At 46.7% G+C, this 23976-nt stretch carries 19 protein-coding genes and 1 pseudogene; 11 read left to right on the top strand and 9 right to left on the bottom strand.

Annotated elements, in window-relative coordinates; translation table 11 throughout:
* The first annotated feature begins 180 nt into the window (after nt 1-180).
* The 3 genes from QUA47_RS04845 (at nt 181) to QUA47_RS04835 (ending at nt 2757) form a co-directional block, all read left to right on the top strand.
* Complete coding sequence (locus QUA47_RS04845; RefSeq protein ID WP_006633722.1) at nt 181-1134, top strand: PhoH family protein; 954 nt, start codon at nt 181-183, stop codon at nt 1132-1134.
* A 180-nt stretch (nt 1135-1314) separates the two neighbouring features.
* Nucleotides 1315-1722 (top strand): ChuX/HutX family heme-like substrate-binding protein, encoded by a 408-nt coding sequence (locus QUA47_RS04840; protein WP_333429905.1) that lies wholly within the window; start codon nt 1315-1317, stop codon nt 1720-1722.
* A gap of 255 nt (nt 1723-1977) precedes the next feature.
* A complete protein-coding gene (locus QUA47_RS04835; RefSeq protein ID WP_333429904.1) occupies nt 1978-2757 on the top strand; it encodes a DUF6816 family protein in 780 nt (259 codons plus the stop codon).
* A 1-nt stretch (nt 2758) separates the two neighbouring features.
* Here the strand turns inward: QUA47_RS04835 and QUA47_RS04830 are convergent, their stop codons facing one another.
* The 3 genes from QUA47_RS04830 to acpP form a co-directional block, all read right to left on the bottom strand.
* A complete protein-coding gene (locus QUA47_RS04830) occupies nt 2759-3130 on the bottom strand; it encodes a hypothetical protein (protein WP_333429903.1) in 372 nt (123 codons plus the stop codon).
* A 210-nt stretch (nt 3131-3340) separates the two neighbouring features.
* Nucleotides 3341-4594: a beta-ketoacyl-ACP synthase II gene (gene fabF / locus QUA47_RS04825; protein ID WP_333429902.1), complete on the bottom strand. Its 1254-nt coding sequence runs from the start codon at nt 4592-4594 to the stop codon at nt 3341-3343.
* Nucleotides 4595-4691: 97 nt separating this feature from the next.
* A complete protein-coding gene (gene acpP / locus QUA47_RS04820; RefSeq protein WP_006633716.1) occupies nt 4692-4946 on the bottom strand; it encodes an acyl carrier protein in 255 nt (84 codons plus the stop codon).
* Nucleotides 4947-5332: 386 nt separating this feature from the next.
* On the opposite strand from acpP, the gene QUA47_RS04815 reads away from it, so the two are divergent.
* From QUA47_RS04815 to glmS, 4 genes are all read left to right on the top strand, one after another.
* Entirely contained in the window at nt 5333-6238 is a 906-nt protein-coding gene (locus QUA47_RS04815; protein ID WP_333429901.1) for a CoB--CoM heterodisulfide reductase iron-sulfur subunit B family protein, read from the top strand.
* Between the two features lie 619 nt (nt 6239-6857).
* A complete protein-coding gene (locus QUA47_RS04810; RefSeq protein WP_333286929.1) occupies nt 6858-8069 on the top strand; it encodes a chloride channel protein in 1212 nt (403 codons plus the stop codon).
* A gap of 901 nt (nt 8070-8970) precedes the next feature.
* Nucleotides 8971-9216, top strand: a complete 246-nt coding sequence (gene psaC, locus QUA47_RS04805) for a photosystem I iron-sulfur center protein PsaC (protein WP_015175986.1) — start codon at nt 8971-8973, stop codon at nt 9214-9216.
* A gap of 160 nt (nt 9217-9376) precedes the next feature.
* Nucleotides 9377-11299, top strand: coding sequence for a glutamine--fructose-6-phosphate transaminase (isomerizing) (gene glmS / locus QUA47_RS04800; protein WP_333429900.1), 1923 nt, complete (start codon nt 9377-9379; stop codon nt 11297-11299).
* Nucleotides 11300-11571: 272 nt separating this feature from the next.
* Here the strand turns inward: glmS and QUA47_RS04795 are convergent, their stop codons facing one another.
* Together QUA47_RS04795 and QUA47_RS04790 are read right to left on the bottom strand one after the other, a co-directional pair.
* Complete coding sequence (locus QUA47_RS04795; protein WP_333429899.1) at nt 11572-13071, bottom strand: O-antigen ligase family protein; 1500 nt, start codon at nt 13069-13071, stop codon at nt 11572-11574.
* Nucleotides 13072-13114: 43 nt separating this feature from the next.
* Nucleotides 13115-13960, bottom strand: coding sequence for a YaaW family protein (locus QUA47_RS04790; protein ID WP_190659331.1), 846 nt, complete (start codon nt 13958-13960; stop codon nt 13115-13117).
* Between the two features lie 272 nt (nt 13961-14232).
* Here QUA47_RS04790 and QUA47_RS04785 point away from each other — a divergent pair, with 272 nt between their 5' ends.
* The 3 genes and pseudogenes from QUA47_RS04785 (at nt 14233) to QUA47_RS04775 (ending at nt 16106) form a co-directional block, all read left to right on the top strand.
* Nucleotides 14233-15300, top strand: a complete 1068-nt coding sequence (locus QUA47_RS04785) for an FAD-dependent oxidoreductase (protein WP_333429898.1) — start codon at nt 14233-14235, stop codon at nt 15298-15300.
* Nucleotides 15301-15339: 39 nt separating this feature from the next.
* Nucleotides 15340-15906: pseudogene (locus QUA47_RS04780) on the top strand (Uma2 family endonuclease).
* Nucleotides 15907-15956: 50 nt separating this feature from the next.
* Nucleotides 15957-16106: a hypothetical protein gene (locus tag QUA47_RS04775; protein WP_333429897.1), complete on the top strand. Its 150-nt coding sequence runs from the start codon at nt 15957-15959 to the stop codon at nt 16104-16106.
* Between the two features lie 128 nt (nt 16107-16234).
* On the opposite strand, the gene QUA47_RS04770 is transcribed toward QUA47_RS04775, so the two are convergent.
* From QUA47_RS04770 to QUA47_RS04760, 3 genes are all read right to left on the bottom strand, one after another.
* Complete coding sequence (locus tag QUA47_RS04770) at nt 16235-17170, bottom strand: polysaccharide deacetylase family protein (RefSeq protein WP_333429896.1); 936 nt, start codon at nt 17168-17170, stop codon at nt 16235-16237.
* Between the two features lie 498 nt (nt 17171-17668).
* Nucleotides 17669-19258 carry a bifunctional pantoate--beta-alanine ligase/(d)CMP kinase gene (locus tag QUA47_RS04765; RefSeq protein WP_333429895.1) on the bottom strand — a complete coding sequence of 530 codons (1590 nt, stop codon included), beginning with the start codon at nt 19256-19258 and terminating at the stop codon, nt 17669-17671.
* 194 nt (nt 19259-19452) lie between these two features.
* Complete coding sequence (locus QUA47_RS04760) at nt 19453-20529, bottom strand: septal ring lytic transglycosylase RlpA family protein (RefSeq protein ID WP_333429894.1); 1077 nt, start codon at nt 20527-20529, stop codon at nt 19453-19455.
* A gap of 492 nt (nt 20530-21021) precedes the next feature.
* Here QUA47_RS04760 and purM point away from each other — a divergent pair, with 492 nt between their 5' ends.
* Nucleotides 21022-22050, top strand: coding sequence for a phosphoribosylformylglycinamidine cyclo-ligase (purM, locus tag QUA47_RS04755; protein ID WP_333429893.1), 1029 nt, complete (start codon nt 21022-21024; stop codon nt 22048-22050).
* A 1283-nt stretch (nt 22051-23333) separates the two neighbouring features.
* Here the strand turns inward: purM and QUA47_RS04750 are convergent.
* The gene (locus tag QUA47_RS04750; protein ID WP_333218170.1) at nt 23334-23957 is read right to left on the bottom strand and encodes a DedA family protein; all 624 of its coding nucleotides are present in this window, start codon (nt 23955-23957) and stop codon (nt 23334-23336) included.
* Nucleotides 23958-23976 lie beyond the last annotated feature (19 nt).

Here is a 23976-nt window from a genome sequence, read left to right as displayed (position 1 = left end):
TAATAGAAGGGAGATTTGATTTGTGCCTCAAGCACCAAACTCATTTGGGAGCTAAATCTAAAAGACGCCTTAGATACTAGGTTTTACCTAGTAACGGGCGTCTTTTTGTTCGCAAATAGTGACTGGTTTAACGTTGATTTGTTAAGTTTTAATTGCTTATTTGGAGGAGCTTATGTTGGCATGAATGAAAAACTAACCATAGAGTTACCGAGCGCTCAAAGCGCAATGTCGCTGGCCGGTAATCAAGAAGAAAACCTGAAAATGATCTCTAAGCAAACCGGTGCTACCCTGGTAATGCGAGGGCAAGAACTGCTGATTTCCGGCACAAAAAGTCAAGTAGAATTGTGTCATAAATTAGTGCGATCGCTCTCCGACTATTGGAAATCCGGCAAAAATATTACCGGAGTTGAAATCCAGACGGCGCGCCAAGCTTTGGATACCAACCGCCAAGGCGATTTACAAGACTTGCAGCGAGACGTTCTCGCCAGAACCCGCCGCGGCGAAGAAATTAGAGCCAAAACCTTCAAGCAGCGGCAATACGTCCAAGCAGTACGCACGCACGACCTGACATTTTGCATTGGCCCCGCTGGTACCGGCAAAACATTTCTAGCAGCTATTTTCGCCGTGCAAGCGCTGTTGAGCAAGCAGTACGAACGGCTGATTTTAACCAGACCAGCCGTCGAAGCTGGCGAAAAATTAGGGTTTTTGCCGGGAGATTTGCAGCAAAAAGTCGATCCATATTTGCGCCCGCTTTACGACGCCCTGCAAGAAATGATCGACCCTGAAAAAATGGCCGATTTAATGGAAAGAGGCTTGATCGAAGTAGCTCCCTTAGCTTATATGCGGGGGCGCACTCTCAGCAATGCTTTCGTAATTTTGGACGAAGCTCAAAATACGACGCCAGCTCAGATGAAAATGGTGTTGACTCGTCTGGGCTTTCGATCGAGAATGGTCGTAACGGGTGATATCACTCAAACAGATTTGCCGCCCAACCAACAGTCGGGATTGTCAGTTGCCCAAAATATTCTGCGTAACGTTGAGGGCATTGCTTTCTGTGAATTTTCTCAGGCGGATGTGGTACGACATCCGCTAGTGCAGCGGATTGTCGCTGCTTACGAACTGCACGAAACATGAAGGAAGAAGGAATAAGGAAGGCTTTAGTTATCTACGAGAGAAGGAAAGCTTTAGTTATCTACGAGAGAAGGGAGAAGGAAGAATTATCCTTTTTTCTCTAATTCTTTTTCCTAATTCCCAACTACCATTTTCTTCTTATCGATTTAATCCCAAATCCACAATCCACAATCCAAAATTGATATGACTGCGACTCTGAAAGAATTCTTGGAAGCTTGCGAACAATTGGGAACGCTGCGTTTAATCGTGACTAGCAGCGCGGCTGTGCTGGAAGTGCGCGGTTCAATTCACAAGCTGTTTTATGCGGAGTTGCCGAAGGGTAAGTATGCCAATATGCACGCCGAAATATTTGAGTTTCACCTGAATATGGACAAAATCAAACAGGTGAAGTTTGAAACTGGCGAGGCGAAAAGAGGCAATTTTACTACTTATGCAATCCGTTTTCTGGACGAACAAAATGATGCTGCTTTGAGCGCGTTTTTGCAGTGGGGAAAGCCCGGGGAATACGAACGGGGACAGGTGGAAAACTGGCACCAATTGAAGGAGAAATACGGAGAGGTGTGGGAACCCGCACCTGTTGAGACGCTTTAAAACATAGGCTTTTCCACCTTTAAATTGCATAGTGGGGGCGGGAGAGCGTGCCCAACCCCTACTCCCCACAAGCAGAACATTTATTTTTGTGCAACAGGCATCTTGCCTGTTTATGAAAAGGGTATAAAATATGATGTTTAACTGATTTGTTGGCCAATTTTTGAATTAATGAACCGCAGAGGGCGCAGAGAACGCAGAGAAGAGATAAAGAAGAGAAAGAGAGACAGAAGGTTAGTTGTTTGAATGTAATGTGGTATGAAGGTAATTTGGAGTTTTTGTCTGGTTTTGGCGGTACTGCTGTGGGGTGGCGGTGCGAGGGCGGGGGTTTTGGGCGATCGCATATCAAGTTTTCCGAATTGGGAAAGCAAGCCTCCTATCGCTGTAGCTAAGGGAGATTTGGTATATCCCGACTGGATGGCGGGGAATTGGAATGTTGCTAGCACTTTGGTGGATTTAGCGGCTCCTTTAGCGCCAAATATTGTCACGCCAGGATTTGAAAGCAACCGCCAATATTTGCAGCAGCCCGTATTATTTAAAGTGCGATTTCAACCGGAAAAAAATATTGGTTTTATTTATAAAAATACATCTAAAAAAGCTACAAAGATTGTAGCCGATCGCACTTTTAACGGTTTGAACATTGCCAAGGCTTATTTAGGCGATGGTGGCGTACTTTCGGTGAAAGTCGATCCGACCAATCCCAACCGCCAAATTACTGTTTTGAAAGGGGAACGCCAATTAATTTCGATTGTTACCAGTCGGGGAACTAAGACGCCGAATCCTTGCGAGTTTGTGTCTACAGAGATTTCTCAGCAGATTTTTCGGGGAGAGTCTGATATTTATTTAAACGAGGTGGAAACAACAACGGCTTATCAAGTTGTTGGAGGCGGGAAAAATGGCCATTCTGCGAGTAAAAGAATTGAGGCGGATCAGGTGACAGCGATTTATTTGTCGCCGCAAGACCCGGATTATTTTGCTGCTGGAGGGCATCCTGTGGCTTTGTATCGATATCGCTTGGAATTATTGCCGGGAGAATAAGCTAAGAAGAACGACAAAAATTATTGATATAGTTATAAAGTTCGCGAAATAACGGACATTTTTTTTGAACTTCATTCGGATCGATTGCCATCAAGAGCGAAGGTGTATGGTATCCTTTAGAAAAGCGTGCTTTATCGCGATCGACTTCATCTTGAACACTTGACTCAATTAAAGCTTCTGATAGTTTTTCTCGACAGCAATCTCTTTTTGAATCATATTCACTAAATGATTCTGGAGGATCAAAAGAAAGTTTTCTTTGTGTACTTAGCCACCAACGCACCCGTTCATGTCTGCCTCTAAAATCTGAATGTTTAGCTATTGAATTATTCCAATCAGCAATAATAATCCAAGCTTCGATTTCCGGCGCTGCCAACCCAACAAATTTTTCGAGGTCAGCACATTCTGGTATTTTTGATATGACTGTAGATTTTTATAATTATTTGGTTGTCAAAAATCGAATAATTGGTTGATTCATACGAGCGCTCGGGTTATACTTCAGAAAGTTAGGGCAGGCAAGATGCCTACCCTACAAAGGTAAAAAAATATTTTTTTACCTTTTAACTCTCGAATTTCGGATTAGCCGTTACTGAACAAACTTCTTGAATGCCAGTGTCACGTTGTGACCGCCAAATCCAAAGGAATTCGACAGCGCCACATCAACTTTTAGATCGCGGCTTGTATGAGGAACATAATCCAAATCGCACTCAGGATCGGGATTTTCCAGATTAATTGTCGGCGGGATTTTGTCATTGGCGATCGACATTACCGTCGCCACCGCCTCAATTCCCCCAGAACCGCCCAAAAGATGGCCGGTCATCGACTTGGTAGAACTAATTGCTATTTTGTAAGCATGGTCTCCCAAAGTCTTTTTAATCGCTTTCGTTTCCGTAGAATCGTTGGGAAGCGTACTCGTGCCGTGAGCGTTGATATAGCTCACTTGATCCGGCGTCAAACCCGCATCCTTGAGCGCTAAAGCTATCGCCCGCGACGCACCTTCCCCCCCCGGTACCGGAGAAGTCATGTGATACGCATCGCAAGTTGAACCGTAGCCGACGATTTCTGCGTAAATCTTCGCGCCACGCGCCAGAGCGTATTCCATTTCTTCTAGAATCAGAACGCCAGCACCTTCGCCGACGACAAAACCATCACGATCGCGATCGAACGGACGAGAAGCATGGGTCGGGTCATCGTTGCGAGTCGAAAGCGCCCTCGCCGCAGCAAAACCAGCCACGCACAAAGGTGTCACCGCAGCTTCCGTACCGCCACAAATCATTGCTTGGGCGTAACCACCCTGAACTAAGCGAAACGCATCGCCCACGGCATTTGACCCGGCAGCGCAGGCCGTCACCGTGCAAGAGTTTGGCCCCTTAGCCCCCGTGTGAATCGCCGTCAGCCCCGCGGCCATATTCGCAATCATCATGGGAATCATAAACGGGCTGCATCGATCGGGGCCGCGAGTTAGATAGATCTCTTGCTGCTCTTCCAAAACCTTCAGGCCACCAATGCCAGTGCCAAGAATGACACCCACCTGTTCTGCGTTCAGGTCGTTAATCTCAAACTTTGCATCAGCAATAGCTTGTTTGCTCGCTGACACCCCAAATTGAGCAAAGCGATCCATGCGCTTTGCTTCCTTGCGCTCTAAATAGTCGTGTGGGTCGAAACCCTTCACCTCTGCGGCAAAGCGGCAGTCGTGCCGCGACGGGTCGAATAAGGTGATCGGGCCTATACCATTCTTCCCGGCAAGCAACCCGTCCCAATATTCGGACAAGGTATTGCCGATCGGTGTAATCGCGCCGAGACCCGTGATAACAACGCGCTTACGCTCTAAATTTGTCATGATTTCAGTTTCAAAAAATTAAACACCCAGAACGCAGAACAAAAGAGGAGTTGCCAGTTTTCTAACTTCTCTCCTCTTAGGGGAAAAGACAGGTATTTTATGCTTTTGGAGCTGCAAGTTTGCTGCTGATGAAATCTACAGAAGCTTGAACCGTAGTAATTCCTTCGGCTGCTTCGTCGGGAATTTCAATATCAAACTCTTCTTCCAAAGCCATGACCAGCTCTACAGTATCTAAGGAATCTGCTCCTAAATCGTTAGCAAAGTTGGCTTCGGGCTTGACTTCGCTCTTATCGACTTCCAGTTGCTCTGCCACAATTTTCTGGACTCTAGCAAAAATGTCGTCTTGGCTCATAACATCGTGTCCTCATTGGTTGCTGCGTATCTAATCTTATCCGAAAGGGGGATCTGCAGGAGAAAGGCTGGCCGCTTTTCTAAGTGACACGGGCCAGCGACAATTGGGACACTGACGATCGCAGCAACTCTAGGACTAAGGCAAAAAAAAACCCAATAGCCCAAAATCAATCATCTCCTTTAGCCACCTGATAACGTTGAGGAACCGGATTTTTGGTCGATGGTGCGTCAGTCATCAACTCAAAATGCTTCAGAAAAGCTGACAATTAGCTCCTAGCTAGGCGGTGATTACGTTAATTATAAAGAGGGAAAACTAAGCAGGAAGCCTCCCGACTTCGATGGCTCAAGTTTCTTTTCCCGAACCTTGTGTCCCCAGCAGAAACGACTATGCCATCCCAAACTCTCAGATATGCTTACTTTCCCGGTTGCGTTGCCCAAGGGGCTGCCCGCGAACTTTACCTGTCTACCCAAGCCCTCACTCAAGCGTTGGGGATTGAACTGGTGGAACTCAAAAAAGCTTCTTGCTGCGGTTCTGGCACTTTCAAGGAAGATTCGCAGTTACTCGAAGATACTGTCAACGCTCGCAATATTGCTTTGGCTGAGGAACTGAATCTGCCTTTGCTGACGCATTGCAGCACTTGTCAAGGCGTAATTGGTCATGTGGACGATCGCCTCAAGGATTGCCAAAAAACCGATCCCAACTACATAGAAAAAGTCAACGGTTTACTCAAAAAACAAGGCTGTTCGCCTTATCAAGGCAGTACCGAGGTGAAACATCTGTTGTGGGCGATCGTTGCCGATTACGGAGTCGACGAGGTGCAGAAGCGAGTCACCCGCAAGCTTTCGGGCTTGAAGTGCGCGTCTTTTTACGGATGCTACCTGCTGCGAGCTCAGGATAAGCTGCTTTACGATGACCCGCACCAACCCGAATCGATGGAAAATGTGTTTCGGGCGATCGGGGCAACTCCGGTTTACTATCGAGGGCGGACGCAGTGCTGCGGCTGGCCGTTGGCGAGTTATGCCACTAACCAATCTTTTCAGATGGCAGGCAAACATATTCAAGATGCTCTTGACAATGGCGCTGATTGTATGGTAACGCCTTGTCCCCTTTGTCACTTGAATTTGGATTCGCGACAGCCGGAGGTGGAAAAAGTAATCGGGCGCAAATTGAGTTTGCCGGTGTTGCATTTGTCGCAATTGGTGGCTTTGGCTTTGGGTGTGGAGCCAAAAAAACTAGGGCTCGATCGACATATTGTTTCAACTAAGCCCGTGTTAGAAAAATTAGGCTTTTAGTCGATCGATTTGCGCCGCTTTGTAGTAAGGACTTTAGTCCTTTCTAATATCCAATCCAGGTTTGTAGTAAGGATTTTGGTTCTTTCTAAGATGCAATCCCGTTAGATCGGAATTATACCCGAATGCTAGCGGGAAGCTCGATCGCGCTCATACATTCTTGAGCTGATAGAAGATGCCAGCCAAAATTTGTCCTTTTGTGCGGATAGGTAGTCTAGTCTTCTTCTTGTGGGGCAACAATAGCGCTGCGGAGTTCTGACTCTTTGTCGGTTAAGCTGCTGGACTATCCCATTTATTCCCGATCTTAGCTCCTTATCAGACATCCCAAATTGGTTTTTTAAGCTATTGACACCACCAAAAGATGAAGCTGTCTAACGGCGGGGGCTTCAACCGAGGGCGTTACAAGGGGGCTACACAACTGATAACCTGTGCCTCAGTTCCTTTGTCAGCCCTTGTTTGACTGCGATTGTTAGAGCGCATTCGATAGCCGGATTTACACTCAATAGCAAGTGTGGTGGTTGGTAGGTTAATATGCAGATAACAGAAACAGAAGTTGTATACCATTACACAAAATAGTTTTTTAACACTTCCTAACTGGCTAGCTCTTGACAAGGAATAAGGAATGAAACGAAACCCAGTAAATCTCACACGTTCGGTATTGCTATGGGCAATGCTAGGAATAATTTGTGGTTTGTTTGCTGCAACTTATTGGATGTTTTTGTCTTACATAATGCAGGGATTTGAATATTTTAGTGGAGTTTCTCTACTAATTATTATGCCCCTTGCTGGTTTGCTCATCGGTTTGCTCATTCATTGGCTGGGAAATCCTGGCGAAATAGGGTTGATTATTGACAATATTCATCTCAATGGTGGGCGGTTACCAATGAACGAGAATCCTTCGATGATTCTGTCGTCGCTAATCAGTATTGCAAGTGGAGGCAGTGCTGGTCCAGAAGCACCAATGGTGCAAGTAACAGGTTCAATTGGTACTTGGTTGGCCGATCGCTTTAAATTGACTGGAGAGGCACTACGAACTTTGAGTATTGCTGGCATGGCATCTGGTTTTACAGTTTTGTTCGGTGCTCCTTTGGGTGGTACTTTTTTTGCTTTAGAAATCCTGCACCATCAGAATGTTGTGGAGTATTTTGAAGCCATATTGCCTGCGGTCGTGGCAAGTTGTGCAAGTTACACCATCTTTGTAGGAATTACCCAGCTTGGAATTGGCCCTACCTGGCATTTTCCTCAATACAATGTGGACAGCCTTTATGACTTTGCCGCAGCGATGGCTTATGGAATCGTAGGGGCAATTATGGGGTGGTTTTTTATCGCTGTATTTCGCAGTGTTGGTCGCTTGTTTGATTCAATACGCAGTCCCATCTATGTGCGAACTACTTTAGCTGGGCTAGCACTGGGTGTTTTATCAGCTTTATTTCCGCTCACTCGTTTCTTTGGCGAACATCAAATTGAAAAAATTGTTGAGGGAAACTTTTCTTTGGGATTTGTCTTAACTTTAGTTATTGCTAAAGTGTTTGCCATTAGTACGACCGTAAATGGAGGCTGGCGGGGGGGGATTATCATCCCACTCTTTTTTATAGGAGCCTGTTTAGGAAAGGCAATCGCTATCATTAATCCCGCATCCAACGAGACTTTGGCAATGATTTGTGTAATGGCTGCTCTGAATTCAACAGTTACTCGGACTCCAATTAGTACAACTCTGCTACTCGCCAAATTAACAGGATTTAGCACTTTTACACCGATTCTCTTCGCTAGTCTCGTGGGTTTCTTCTTGGCTCCCCGATCTCCCTTCATTACCTCACAGCGTAAAATTGATTGACAAACGCCTAGAAATCCTCTAATAGCTTCGTGTAGCCGTAAAAAATACGTGCAATTTGCGAGTGTCGAGTCTCAAGGCTTCTGCCATTACAAATGCACCAATGGCATCAAACAACATCTAGCCGTTGATACCAGTCAGCTTGCTGTTTTTTATCCATTGCACATTTTGCACCATTCTTAAGAACAGGCAAGATGCCTGTTCCACAACAAGTGCATTTTATTGTGGGGTGGGCAGGAGAGCCCGCCCATAGAAGGGTTATTGATAATGGTGCAATATCTCAGATCCCTTGCACAAAAACCAGTGTGTTCGAGGACTGTGGCTTGATGAAATGTTGATTCACCACTGCGATTACTTTCACACTCGGGCTCGTTAATATTCCGAAGACGATCGTTCTGCAAGGGCAAGGGCAAGGGGTATCACCCGGCTCGGCTCATCCCAGAGAAAGTAAAAACTCTATCCCCAGATTATGACCCAGATCCGGTTTAAACTCGCACGGAAACTAACGAAAGCCGAAAAAATGGCGCTGGAGGGGAAAACTGGATTTGTCGTGGTGGCAATTCGCGCTCGTGATTGAACGGTCAAATCCTTGGATGTAAAGCTGTAAGAGTTTAGTCAAGCACTTTGAGCAGACTCTCACCAATGTCACTGCGAAACTCAATTTGTATTTCATAAGGCTGATGCTGAAACGGTTGGCGAATGATTGAGATCCCAAATGGGTTCTATCAGAGTCCCAGCGTGAATAACTGTGAAGTTTTGTCGCTTTTTCGCGAAGTGCTTCCAGGCACTGCGGTAGACTAACCTTTAATTCTCTGTGCAGGCTATAGCGGTGGCATCTCGCCGTCAAATCTGTTAATTCGCAGAGCAAGCAAATTTTTAGTGACTCGTTGGGAGCCTTTATTCAATGTCTCATTCAGTCAAAATTTACGATACTTGCATCGGCTGCACTCAATGCGTCCGCGCTTGTCCGACTGACGTTTTGGAGATGGTGCCCTGGGATGGCTGCAAAGCAGCTCAGATTGCCTCTTCTCCCCGCACCGAAGACTGTGTAGGCTGCAAGCGTTGCGAAACTGCTTGCCCTACCGATTTTCTCAGCATCCGGGTTTACCTGGGAGCCGAAACCACTCGCAGTATGGGTCTAGCTTACTAAAAATCGATCGACACGCCGATCGAATTAGGGGCACAAAAGAGGGGGCAATTAAATTGCCCCCTCTTTTTTTGTCGCGGAATCTGCATTCTGGGGCCGGAAGAAGGTAAAAATGATAAAACTTGAGTTTTATTGCGATCGCTAAGCAGGAGTAGTACGTTAAATGTGCGGAATCGTTGGCTATATCGGCACGCAAGCAGCAAGCGAGATTTTGCTAGCAGGATTGGAGAAACTAGAATACCGGGGCTACGATTCAGCGGGCCTCGCTACCATCTCCGAAGGAGAAATTACCTGCATCCGAGCAAAGGGCAAATTGCACAACCTCCGGGAAAAGTTAGCAGAGATAGACTCTCCCGCTCCCATCGGCATCGGACACACCCGCTGGGCAACTCACGGCAAACCAGAAGAATATAACGCTCACCCTCACATGGATAATAGCGGGCGAATTGCGGTAGTTCAAAATGGAATTGTCGAAAATTATCGCGAGTTGCGGAAAGAATTGAAAGCAAAGGGACATAAATTTGTCTCGGATACGGATACAGAAGTTATTCCTCATTTAATAGCTGAACTTTTGAAAGAAGCAAGAAGGGAGAACGAAGAAGGAAAAGATAAAAAAACTGAAAAAATTGCTGATTTATCGTTTTTGGAAACTGTTTTAAAGGCGGTAAATAAATTAGAAGGAGCTTTTGCGATCGCCGTTATCTGTGCAGATTTTCCCGAGGAAATAATTGTCGCCAGACAGCAAGCTCCTTTGGTGATTGGCTTTGGTGCAGGCGAATTTTTCTGCGCTTCCGACACGCCGGCATTAGTATCTCAAACCCGCACTGTTTTGTCCTTGGAAAATGGCGAATTAGCAAGGCTAACTCCGATGGGAGTCGAAGTTTACAGCTTTGCAGGAGAAAGGCTGAAAAAAAGCCCGCGCATCCTTGGTTGGAGTCCGGTTTTAGTCGAAAAACAAGGCTTCAAACACTTCATGCACAAGGAGATTTATGAACAGCCAGCCGTAGTCCGAGCTTGTTTGGAGGCTTATTTAGACAGCGATTGGCAGCCAGGAAATCCGCGCTCTCCCATCAATCTTAACTTGCCCAAGGAACTTTGCACCGATGTCGAACAAATTTCAATTCTCGCCTGCGGAACGAGCTGGCACGCTTCGCTAATTGGCAAATATTTGTTGGAACAATTAGCTAATATTCCCACTGCCGTGCAGTACGCTTCTGAATACCGCTACGCGCCCGCACCGCTGACAGCAAATACTTTAACTATTGGGGTAACACAGTCGGGAGAAACGGCGGACACACTGGCTGCTTTGGGGATGGAACAGCAGCGCCGCGCCGGTTTTACCGATAAATTTCGGGCGAGAATGTTAGGCATTACTAACAGAACAGAAAGTTCGATCGCCCACATGATGCCGCAGGTAATCAACACCCATGCTGGTATAGAAGTCGGCGTTGCTGCGACTAAAACTTTTGTGACTCAGTTGATGGCATTCTATTTCTTAGCTTTGGATTTGGCGCACCAGCGGCAAACAATCAGCACGGAGAGATTGGCAGAAATTATTGCTGGTTTGCGCCAGTTGCCGGCCGAAATTGAGAAGTTTTTGGAGATTCAAGAACAGTATGTGGAGGAATTGTCCCACCAGTTTACAGACACCCAAGATTTTATTTTTTTGGGGCGGGGAATTAACTTTCCGATTGCTTTGGAAGGGGCGCTGAAACTGAAGGAAATTAGCTACATTCACGCCGAAGGATATCCGGCGGGAGAGATGAAACACGGTCCGATCGCCCTTTTGGATGCGAAAGTGCCTGTAGTGGCGATCGCCATGCCAGGAAGCGTCTACGAAAAAGTGCTTTCCAACGCTCAAGAAGCGAAGGCGCGCGACGCCCGTTTAATTGGTGTTACGCCGAAGCAAGGTGTGGCGGAAGCCGATATTTTTGACCACATTTTGCCGGTGCCTTTGGTGGATGAATTGTTGTCACCGATTGTGACAGTGATTCCCTTGCAATTATTGGCTTATCACATTGCGGCGCGTCGGGGTTTGGATGTGGATCAGCCACGAAATTTGGCGAAGTCGGTGACGGTAGAATAAAGGAAGTCATTAGTCAGTAGTCATTGTATTCTGAAAATAAAGTTGTACACTACCTCAGACTCCTTACTGATCAAGGGTTTTGGTATCTGGTGTACAACTTTAGGCGTAAAGTTTTGTACGAGATATCAACGCTTTCGAGCGTTTTCGGTGTACAACTTTATTTTGCATACACAGTCATTAGTCATTAGTGGGTTGTTGGTTGTTGGTTGTTCGTTCTAATAACCAATAACCAATAACCGATGCCCGATGCGCGATGCCCGATGCCCGATCGTCTATTCCCTCTGGCTGACTCCGCAAATTGCGGCTAACAGCAACCAGCTTGTAGTATTGAGTCGAAAATCAAACAGCGTCACATCTACAGTGTTAAAAAGCGTACAGGCGGCGAAGGCTAATAAATAACTGAAAAAAATTAGGCGGTCGGCCGCTCTTACATCTTCATAAGCAACCTGGTTTGTGATAGGAACTCTAGATTTTTTATGAAGAAATAAAGCATTTTTTGCTACTTCCTGTGTTGCTATTTTCTCGTGTTTAATATCCCCACGAAAAAGAGGCCAATTCGCCAGCAGCAAAACACCCCTAGCCAAAACCCAACCAACTAAACTAAACAAAAAAAGCGTTGCGGGTATTCCCGTTTCCGCAGTCAACATCAGTATCAAACTGTGAGGATGACCGAGCCATTCTTGCATCTGAGCTTGATAGAGAGGCGTAAAATTTCGCAGTCCCCAACCAGTCCAAGGACGCTGCTGAGTCATAGACCAAGCAAATTCCCACTGAGTTTTTCTTAAAGTAGCAGTCGGCCGATTTGGGAACATCTCGTCGGTGAGTCTAGCCCAAAAGAAAGCCGGAACAATTCTTCGTAAAGATTGCCGCAGTGGTTCCGGGCCAAAGGCAGACAAAAAAATTGTGCTAGCCACACTCAAAACCGCAGCTAATAATTTTTTATAACCCGCATAAAATGCAAAAGCCAAAACTGCCAAAACAGCCATTACCCAAGCATTGCGAGAATTAGTAAAAATCAAAGCAACAGCATTTCCGATCGCTGCACAACTTAAAAATAGGAATTGGGCATTGGGAATTGGGAATTGGGCATTGGGAATTGGGGATTGGTGACGGCTGACAACTCCCAACTGACAACTCCCAACTGACAACTGACAACTGACTTCTTCCATCCACAGTCCCAGTGCTAAAATAAAAGCAATTGTCAGATAGCAAGCTAAAATATTAGCGTACATAAATACAGAAGCCATACGGCCGGGGGGATTGCCTTGGGGTGCGAGTACCCAGCCAAAAACAGGCTGCAATGGCTCGATGCCGCTCCAGCCTAAAAATTGCTGTCCCAGACCTAAAATTATCACCGGAATTGAACTAATTACAATTATCCAAGATAATTTTCGCAATTGAGCAGAAGTTTGAATTAAACTGCTGAAAGCGGCAAACAATATAAAGAACGGCAAGAAATTGTACAACCCTACAAAAGCCTCGATGCGGTTGTGGGCAAAAACCGCTGTGATGACTAGCAGCGCGCTCAGAATTGCGAATCCTCGATTCAACGGGCGGCGACTAATTTGACGGAACTTTTGCTTGCAGGTGCCGGCCAATCCCAGGAATAAACCTAAAGCTCCCAAAATCGGAATTAAGGGAAAAATCAGCATCCCCACTTGGGCGAAATTCCAAGGGATTTGCAGGCGGGGATCTGGATGTTTTTGGAGGCGAGACTTGAGATTTTCGACTGTCTGTTTGGCAGCTAATTTCAACCGATTTTTGATATTCACCCACACTCCCAATCTCAAATCTAAAATCTACAATTTACCATCGTTAAGCTAGTTCCCAAACGCATTCCGATCGCGTCAGGCGTATTTGAGCTAAGGCAAAAATGGTCGGGATAATGCGGCCGTAGTTCGTGGAAATCGATCGCCAACCCAAATCCGCTAAAAACCAAGTCCACATCACCGGGCCGACCAACGAAAATACGCTCCGCGTCGCACCGTAACGAGCCGCACTCACCGCCATACCGCGCCGCGCCGTCTGAATTGCGACATAATTTTGAAACTGGGTTGCTGCAGTTGCAGTGCCTGCAAGCACTCCTTGTTTTGCCATTTGATAGGTGGCAAAATGCAGCGCAAATTGATTGGCCATTAGTTTGAGCAGCATTGGTTTTAAGATGGAACTAACAGCTAAAGCGCTGCCACCTTTGAACAGCAAACCGAGCGGGTCTTTTTCTGCAGAAATTGGCAGGGGTTCTGAGAGTTTAGAATCAACGATCGCTCGCTGTACACGCACTGTCAGCGCTTGCTGTTCGTCTGCGGGTAAACGCTTCCACGCCCGACCCATTAAGTGCAGAAATACTTCTGCCTCTAAGTCGGTGGTTGACAACTGTCTGGGATAAGGGATTTTGAGATAGCGACAAACTTGAATTAGTGCTTGTCTGTAAGTTACTTGTTGGGTTCGCCCTCTGAGTACCGTCAACCCGTCGGCTGCAAGATAGCGAAACCGCTGTTCTACGGCGTCGAGCCATGCTTGGCGATCGCGACTTTGTACATCTATCGGTGCGGGGGTTTGCACGTAATCTAAAGGGTTAAACTTGCGGCTGAACAGAAGTTCTGTTAGTTGCTGCAATTCTTCTTCTGTTGTCAATTCGAGTGCTGCTCTGAGTTCGTCCAAAATTTTGCCCTCCCCTATTCGATTTTAGATTTTAGATTTTAGATTTTAGATTGCTGCTGATTGACAACCATGAGGATTTAGGATTTACCTACAGTGGCATTTTTTGATCGGGTCTTAATCAGGGATTCGTGCTGTCCTTTATTCTACTACTTGGTGCAGGGCGATGGCGTCGGGCCCGGCAACCTACGGCTCTTTTGAGTCATCGGTAAGGTACAAATTCAGCTCGCAGCCTTTAAGCTGATGTTTAGATTCACAAGGCTGACTGATTGATTATGTTCGACGTTGCGGTGATTGGTGCGGGTATGGCGGGGCTGAGTTGCGCTCAACGGTTGCGTCAAGCTGGTTATTCTGTGGCGGTTGTTGAGAAATCTCGCGGCGCGGGGGGACGTGTTGCTACCCGCCGCGTACAGGGTACTAGGGTCGATCACGGGGCGCGGTATCTGGAACCGCAAGGGGAGGCGGTGCAGGGGTTAATTGAGGCTTTGGTCGATCGGGATATCCTCAAACTCTGGACTGATACTGTCTGGGAATTCAGACAGGGAGAACTTTCTGCTATTCCTAATTCTTGTTATGTCGCACCTGCGGGTATGAATGCTGTGGGTAAGTATCTAGCGGAGGGTTTAGAAATTTGGTTTGGTCGCCGCGTACAAGCTATTTCGACTACAGATAACCAAATGTGGCATCTTTCCCTAGAAGTTACCGACGACAATTTAGAGATACCTAAAGAATTGATTGCTAAGGCTGTGATTGTGGCAATTCCTGCTCCTCAAGCTTTAATGTTTTTGAATTCGGAAATTGGTTTTAAACCTGATTTTCTTGACAAATTACGTTCGGTGGAGTACGACCCTTGCATTACCGTTATGGCTGGCTATCCTGCGACAAAACAGCAAGATTTAAGCAATCTAAATCCGCAGTGGGAATCTGTTTCTTTTCCCGATAATTCTGATTTAGCTTGGGTTGGTTTGGACAGCAGCAAACGGCTCGATCCGCAGCAGCCGGTGTTTGTGGTTCACAGCAGCGCAATTTTTGCAGAACGCTATTTAGAAGCTGCTGATTTGGAAACTGTCGGTCAGGAATTGCTTTCGAGAGCTGCTGAATATTTAATCCCTTGGATCAAAGAGCCGGAATGGTTGCAGGTTCACCGCTGGCGCTATGCTTTTTGTCGAAATCCTTTGCCTGTTTCTTGTTTGCCTGCTGGGAGGAATTTGCCGCTGGTTTGTGCGGGGGATTTGTGCGGGGAAGGTCAAATAGAGGGTGCTTTGCGATCGGGTTTGGCGGCGGCTAATTGGGTGAATTCTCAGTTGCAGGATTTGCCCTTAGATTCAACCCTAAATTGGTAATATGGCTAAAATGAATGTATCGATTTGGCCTCTAACGCTATGATTGCCATCCCGTCTGGGTTTAGCCCCGAAGATTACCTTGCCCTCGAACGCGATAATACCGTCCGGCATGAATATCGGCGCGGTTTGGTGTACGCGATGGCGGGAGGTAGCGATGACCACAGCCGTCTCTGTATTAATTTTATAACTGCGATTAACCTTCACCTGCGCGATGGTGACTGTCAGTTTTTTTCGGCTGATGTCAAGGTGAATTATGCGGATGCGTTCTTCTACTATCCAGATGCGTTTGTCACCTGCGATCCGCGCGATCGCTAAGATCGTTATGTGAAGCGTTATCCCAAGTTGATTGCTGAGGTGCTATCCCCTTCGACGGAAAACTTTGATCGCGGTGAGAAGTTTGAGGATTATCAACAGCTTGAATCGTTGGAAGAGTATGTTTTAATCGCGCAGAACCAGATGCGGGTGGAGTGTCGTCGTCGGGTGCAGGATGCGAGTTCCCTGCGGTGGGAAACGGTGGTTTATGAAGCAGGCGATCCGGTGATGCTGCCGAGTATTGGGCTGGAGATGCCGATCGAGGAGTTATATCGGGGTGTGAGCATACTCTGAACTCCTCAGCTTCGATCGATTGAATTGCACTAACGCTTTATTTTGGAGTAGTGGCCCTTTATCCCAATCGCTGCACCTCTTCCAGCGACATGAGAAAGCGCGTGGGCAACTTGTTCCACGTTAAACCCATTGCTAGTAGTTGGGGGATGGCATCTCGTTGTGTTTGCTCCACGCGATCGATCGACTTGCGATCGAACTGATGCTCTGTTATAGCCTAGCGATTGTCGATCGATTTGTGTATCTGAATATAGCCATCGTTCTGAAAAAATCGATCGCACGACCTACAAAAAAATGGAAAAATGGTGTTAAGTCCCACTTTTCCAAATTTTTATTTTTGTGCTGTTTCCTGCTGTTCTAAGTCTTGTTCTTGCATCTGCAATAACTCGGGTACTGTTACGAAAATGTACCCTTCATTTCTTAATCGAGCAATAATATCCGGCAAAGCTTTTACAGTTCTTGCTCGATTGCCGCCGCCGTCGTGCAGCAGCACAATGCCCCCGGAATTTGCCTGTCTCATCACGTTGTCTATCAAAGATTCCGTAAGAGTTCGCCAATCAAAAGAATCAGCAGACCACATCACAACTGCATAATCTTTCTTTTGAGCATAAGTAGCCAATCCATTGTTTAAAATGCCTCCAGGCGGGCGGAACATGGATGTTTGGACGCCGGTCAACTCCTCAATTAAGGATGAAGTGCGATCGATCTCGCGAGCGGCACCGTATTCGTTATACTGAAGGTATTCATGGTTCCAAGTGTGGTTGCCGATCGCGTGACCGGCTGCTGCAACCTGTTTGCCAATTTCAGGAGAATTTTGCAGGTATTTTCCTACCCAGAAGAATGTAGCCTTAATATTATTTTCCTTGAGAATATCTAGGATTTGTGTAGTTGTTTTGGGCCAGGGGCCGTCGTCAAATGTCAGGGCGATCGCCTTGTGCTGGGAATCGAGTTTCGCGTGACGAATGGTTGTACCTTGAAACTGATCCGGTACGGCTGATTGAAATCGGATTGCCTGCACTTGGGCTAGAGCCTGTTGGGAAAATTCTACTCGATTGGCGATCGCCTCGGAGAACTTATTAATAGTGGACATCGGCTGTTGTTCTTGGGACTGGGATACGGCCAAGACTTGCGCCTGAATCGGTTGCAAGGGCTGATTTGCCCGCAAGTTAATCGGCCATGTCACACCCAACAAAAAACTTCCTGTGGCTGCCATAAAACCAACGATGAAAGTTTTTCGCCGCCTCCACAGCAGTTTCAATTTTCTCACGTCATTCTCTCCTTCACACCTTGCACAGTTAATTTGAGATTTTATGTTGATATCAAGTTAATCCACTTAAGAGAATAATCTTAAATTGGACTGTTCTTAAAAATGCTACTGGAAATAACCGATCGCGGGGAAGTCCATCCGGATAAAAAAATTTAAGATTTGTGTGCCCGAAATCCCCTAACCCATAAAAACGTGGGATGGTTGAACTTTTTCCCCAGCCAGGGGGACGGCGCTCAAGTCGGATTCATGGCACGATATTCTTCGGGACTCAGCCTGCATCAGCCCGCGTCCCTACCTGACACTGCAAGATGTGAGTTTAACCTGAGAGGTTGCACTATTGTTAATAAGCCTTTCAAGGGCGGGTTAGAAGATTCCACCCCACAAGAAAATTTAGTCTTTGTGGGATAGACGGGAAAGCCTATTAAGCGAGAATGGTGCAAGATGTGAGTTTAACCCGATTTGATATGAGGGCGATCGCGCGCCCCCAGGCTCGTAAAATTAACTTTTAGGGCCGATTCTCTTTTTGTACAAGCCGACAATCCGATCGATAACTTCAGCAACAGTCAGATTGTCTGTTTGAATTTCCACAGCATCCGCCGCTTTACGCAAAGGTGCAACCTCGCGGGTGCTGTCCTTTTCGTCCCGTAGGGCGATGTCTTGTTCCAATTGGGCCAAGCTAATATTAGCCCGATCGGTATCTTTAAGTTCTAACAGCCGCCTGCGCGATCGCTCTTGTACCGAGGCCGTCAAAAAAATCTTTAGTTCCGCATCGGGAAACACGTTAGTGCCGATATCGCGCCCTTCTGCTATAATTCCGCCTTTTGTGCCGCAGCGCCGCTGTTCCTCCACCAGAAACTGCCGCACGGCGGGAATTGCCGCCATTTCCGAGACGCGGGATGTCACTTCCAAACTGCGAATTGCCTCGCTTACGTCTTCGCCGTTAATCTTCAACATCTTTGATGCGGGATCGAGGTTGTATTCCAAATAACTGGAACTGATTAATTCGGCGATCGCGCATTCGTCGGAAATCGGCGTGTCTGTTTTCAATGCCAGCCAAGTCAGCGCCCGATACATCGCACCGGTATCCAGATAAAACAAGTTCAAAGCAGTTGCGGCAAGGCGAGTTACGGTAGATTTGCCTGCTCCCGCCGGGCCGTCGATCGCCACAATGGGCCGGCGATTCCTGAGAATTATATTGTCAATCAAACGAGTAGAGCCCACTCTGGCGGCCACGGCTAAAAGTCCCGCTGTTTCCACAACCTGCAACGGCGTCAGAGTGTCGGAATCGACAATTTCGGCGTATTCGAGCTTTACTGCGGGTTCTTCTGCGACTGCTGCGCGGGCTGCTGCGAGTGCGGCTGCTGCGGTGCGGTCCCCTGAATAAAAAGTTTCCGAGGCTTGTTGCAGCGCGCGGTAGAGTACGGAGGCTTGCTGTTTTTGCTCTGCTGTTAAATACAGATTGCGAGAACTCATTGCCAGTCCCGACTCTTCGCGGACGATCGGACAAGCGACAATCTCTACAGGTAAGTTAAAATCAAAGACCAACTTCCGAATAATTGCTAGCTGCTGGGCGTCTTTTTGACCGAAATAAGCTTTTGTCGGCTGCACCAAACTCAAAAGTTTAGTAACAATTGCCGCGACGCCCTGAAAATGACCGGGCCTTGCTTTGCCGCACAAAACCGATGTCATCGCCGGTGGCGGCACTACTTGAGTTAAGGATGAAAGGTGAATCTCTATCTGTTTTTGGGCGGTTTGCTCTGTTTCTGCGCCGACTGCTTGGTTGCCGAACATTTCGGTTGCTGAGGGAGCAAATATGGCATCAACCCCAGCTTGTTCGCACAACAGCCGATCTTGCTCGAAATTCCGAGGATAATCTTGAAAATCTTCTGTCGGCCCAAATTGCAGCGGGTTGACAAAAATGCTGACCAGGGCGATCGCATTTTCTTGCCTTGCCCGCTGGATCAAGCTCAGATGCCCTGCGTGCAAAGCTCCCATCGTCGGCACCAAACCGACTGTCAAATGAGGTGCAGCAGACTTTTGTAAATTTAAGTAGCAGCGAAGTGCTGCAATGGTAGTAAACAGGCGCACCGGTAGAATCTCCTGAAGGCATTCTGCAGAATACAGAGTTTATTTGTCAGAATTTGTTCGACTTGACATCTTGCATCATTCTCAAGAACAGGTAAGATGCCTCTTCTACAAAGAATGGTGCAAGATGTCAGTTTTATTCTACTTTCTGCCTTCTACACTTCGGATAACTTTTGTATTCTGCCTTAAACTACCGTTCAGCGTTCAACTTTTGTTGGCTGCGGCGGTTCGATCACTTCGATTTCCACTCTCGCAACGCCGCTACTCATCATTCCCAGCACGCTGGCGGCGCCGGCGGACAAGTCAATGACCCGATCGCCGACATAGGGGCCGCGGTCATTAATGCGGACGACTACGGTGCGGCCGTTGTCGAGATTTCTCACCATGACTCTAGTTCCGAATGGCAAGTGGCGGTGGGCTGCGGTCAAATCATTTTGGTTGAAACGCTCGCCGCTGGCGCTGAGGTTGCCGTCAAATCCCGGGCCGTACCAGGAAGCCCAGCCGCTGAGGCGCACTTGAACTGGGCCCAGAGACAGTATGGGGGGTTCTGGTTGGGGTTTGCCTGCGACTTCTTCCAGGGGTGGGGCGTTGCCCAGAAGCCGGCGGAGGCGATTGGTTGCTTGCAGGGCGTCTCGGCTAAAGTCGCTGGTGGTGTCGGGGAGGATTGTTTCGGCGTTGATGTTTACCAAGTCCTCGCCGTTTGCTTGGATAATGTAGCGATCGCCTTTTTCCCACTTAACGGTAATGCTGTTGGGATCGATGTTGTTGCGGGCTAGCTGATTGAGTCTTGCTGCTAAGGTTGATGCCCGCCAAACTGAATCGAGTTCTTGATTGCTGGAGTTGCTGGCAATGTTTCCGACTTTGGGATTTTCTCTGGCGCCCGCTACTTTTGACGGACTGCTAGCACCGGCTTGGCTGTTGCCAGTTTCTCCCATTTTCGTGTTTGTTTCCGGATTGGCGTTCAGAAAGGTGATGACTGGAATGTTTCGCACGTAGACTGTCGCTGCTTGTCGCCCGTCTAACTCGTGGGGCTGGATTTTGGCGATCGAGTCTCGGGCAATTTCAGCTCTTGCTTGATACTGATACTGTCCGACTTTTTGCGCTTCGACCCGACTCGCGTTTAACTGCCGGGACGGTTGGGTGGCAATTACTTGCTCGGAAACCGGAGAGTTTTGGTTGTCGGCACCTGTTGCTTGTGCGTGACAAGAGGATGCCGTTCCTACCACAGGAACTAACAGGACAGCGAGTAGACCACCAACAAATTTTTCCTTCATACGTCCATTTTTGTGAATAGCCATTGCCAACCGAGATTGGAGGATTGGCCATTTGGCGGCGGGCGTCAAGGATTTCTCTCTTGCCCTTCGCCATTCCCCCGTGAGTCAAAGCAAAGTATCGGGGTGCGTTTTTGCTTTCATGCTTCCGCCCCAAAAAAAATTGGCGGAAACTTCCCTGACACTTGACAACTCGTGCTCGATCCGCAATTTGTGTTTTGTTCACGAACTGCAACAGACTACCACAAACTTTTGCGGTTGGGGATCGCTGCGATCGCGATTTTCACCAAATATTCATCAAATTTTCTCCAAACCCTCTATCATAAAATCCTTTAGTTACAGTGCTTACAGCCGTTTCAGTTATTCCCGAAAAATTTACAAAAATTTACAAAAATTTAGTGTCTGTTGTGGGCTGCCGAATAGCTAGTGTGAAAAAAGCTGTTTGTCAACTGTTATGGCCATAAACTAAAAATTAGAAATCGATTTGGCGGACTTATGGATTATCGAGAAGCAGGTGTGGATGTTGAAGCGGGCAGAGCTTTTGTCTCGCGCATCGGGAGTATGGTCAAGAGCACGCACAGATCGGGAGTTTTGGGCGGATTCGGCGGGTTTAGCGGGTTTTTCAGCGTTCCGGAGGGTTTAAAAGAGCCGATTATGGTTTCGGGTACTGACGGCGTTGGGACTAAGTTGAAATTGGCCCACAATCTCGATCGGCACGACACGGTAGGTATCGACTTGGTGGCGATGTGCGTCAACGACGTGCTGACATCCGGGGCCGAACCCCTCTTTTTTCTCGATTATTTAGCGACGGGAAAGTTAAATCCCGAACAATTAGCTGCGGTGGTGGCCGGGATAGCTGACGGTTGCAAGCAAGCGGGCTGTGCTTTGTTGGGCGGGGAAACGGCAGAAATGCCCGGTTTTTACCAACCGGGAGAGTACGATTTAGCTGGTTTTTGCGTGGGAATTGTCGAAAAGAGCAAATTGTTGGACGGTTCGCAGGTGCGGGTAGGAGATGTGGCTGTGGGGCTGGCGAGTTCGGGCGTACACAGCAACGGTTTTAGTTTGGTGAGAAAAATTGCGGGCGATCGGGGTTTTGATTGGAATTCCCAACCCGAAAAGTTAGGCGGCAAAAGTTTAGGAGAAGTGCTGTTAACTCCGACTACAATTTATGTTAAACCAGTCCTCGAAGCAATTAAGAGTGGTTTAGATATTCACGGCATGGCTCACATTACGGGCGGCGGTTTGCCGGAAAATTTGCCCCGCTGTTTGGGCGCAAATCAATCTGTGAAAATTGACAGCAATAGCTGGCAAAATTTACCAATTTTCCAGTGGATTGCTGAAGCTGGCCAAGTTGCCACAGCAGATATGTTCAATACCTTTAATATGGGGATTGGGTTTGTGCTGTTGCTCGATCGCACAGAAGTCGATCGGGCTGTTACATGGTTTGAATCTCAGGGAATTGGTGCGTTCGCGATCGGGGAAGTGATTGAGGGCAAAGGAGAATTGATAATGGATAATGGGTAATGGGCAATTAGTAAGAAGCAATCGCAGGGGCTGAAGATTGCTTCGCTTTGCTTTGTGCAATAACAGACAATCTGAATCTGCCTTTATCTGTGTATATCTGCGGTTAAATTTATAATTTTGAAAGTAAACGCAGAGGACGCAGAGGAGACAGAGGAAGAAAGAGAAAAAGGAATTCACAACTGATGACTTGTTGCTACAATTTTCAATGAAAGTGAAATAAGCTGTTGTGCCTTTAAATACGGTATAATTCAAAATTATTTCCGTCAAGGAGTGCAAAAATAGCCGCTCAAAAGTATCTGAATCCCAAATAAATAGAGCAACTGCAATAAGCATTAAAATAGGAACAAAAAGGAGATATTAGAGGAAAAATTATAATTTTATTATTGCTAAATAACCGAAATAATCAATCTAAAATTGCTGATTTTTTTGGTTGCACCGTAAATAAGGTGTTTCATTGGTGGATTCAGGGATATCCAGAGAATCTAGACACGTACTACTATTTTATGTCCGAAGAGAGCCTAGTGAAGCAATCTCAAATCCTGGATTTAACGCCCTTGATTACGTAAGTCCTCAATATATTGCTAATGGACTGTTTAAAGTAATTGAAGAGCTAGAGTATGTATTACATCGCCTTTCAGCGAACACCATGATTATTGCGATCGCACTTCTTCTCCTCCCTTGTTCGCAGCATTCTGTGAATGATAATTAGAGCGATAGAGTTTTTGAAATCCTCTTTAACTCACCCCAGGAACATCCTCATACTAAGCAGAGATTGGACACTGAAAATTCATCCTAGCCAACTCCAGAAATTCCCCCTATCCGTAGAAAGAAAAACCCCAACTTTCTGCCACATCGCGACGGTAACAATCCACATTCATAACTTGTTGACCGATTAATACCTATTCTTGTATGGTTGATAGCGATCGATAGTCCGCAAATTTATCTCCTCTGTCAAACACCTCAGTTGTTGGAGATAATAATTCCACTTTATATGATGTTATGTTAATTACCCATGGAAATGCTTGGTAGTAAGGAGTTTAGTCTTTATTGACTAATATTTTCCCTATTCATGACAGAATTCCTCACTACCAAGTTGATTATTTTACGGGCATAATTGATCGCTCCAAATGAGCTGATTTTGAGACAAAAATCCTGATTTATTAAGAGGGGATTAGCAATCATTAGACTTTTTACAAAAATAGATAATATCTGTGTTCATTTGCGTTTATCGGCAGTTAAAAACAGAAAATCCAGAACTCTTGCAAAAAGTCTAACCACCAATCTTATTTAGTCTTGTCCAAATTCCGCGACTCCAACCAAATAGGAATTGCAATCCAAGCAACTGCTAACAGCAAAGCAAATACCGCAAATTGAGCGGCCCAAGCTACCAATTTCTCCAAAGACACAACTTGTCCCAAGAAGTAGGATAAACTCACCATTACAGATGCCCAGCTTGCAGCACCCAGAACATTGAACAGCGAAAATTTCCAAAAAGGCATTTCTGCAATACCCGCTAGGGGGCTAGCAAAAATTCGCAGCAGTGCGATGAAACGGCCCAAAAATACGGCTTTAGCTGCATTTTTGCTAAACTGTTCTTTTAAGTCAAACAGTTGTTCTTCTCGAAAGCGGAAAAATTGTCCCAGCTTCAGCAGCAGTGGCCAGCCACCGTACCTGCCGATCGCATAACCGAAATTTCCGCCCACAGTCGCACCGCCGATCGCACTCGCGAGCACAAACCAGTAATTCAGTTCCCCGCTACCAGCTAAAAACCCGCCAGCAATCGTAATAGTCTCACCTGGGAGAGGAATTCCCAGATTTTCCAGTAAAATTCCCAGAAATATTGCCCAATAGCCGTAATCATGGGCAAATTTCTGAATAGTCTCTAGCGATAAAAACTCAAAAGACATTGGATGCTGCCTTCGTAAA

Source organism: Microcoleus sp. MON2_D5, assembly GCF_036701905.1.
In the GTDB taxonomy this organism is placed as follows: Bacteria; Cyanobacteriota; Cyanobacteriia; order Cyanobacteriales; family Microcoleaceae; genus Microcoleus.
This window is presented reverse-complemented; position numbering and strand designations above follow the sequence as displayed.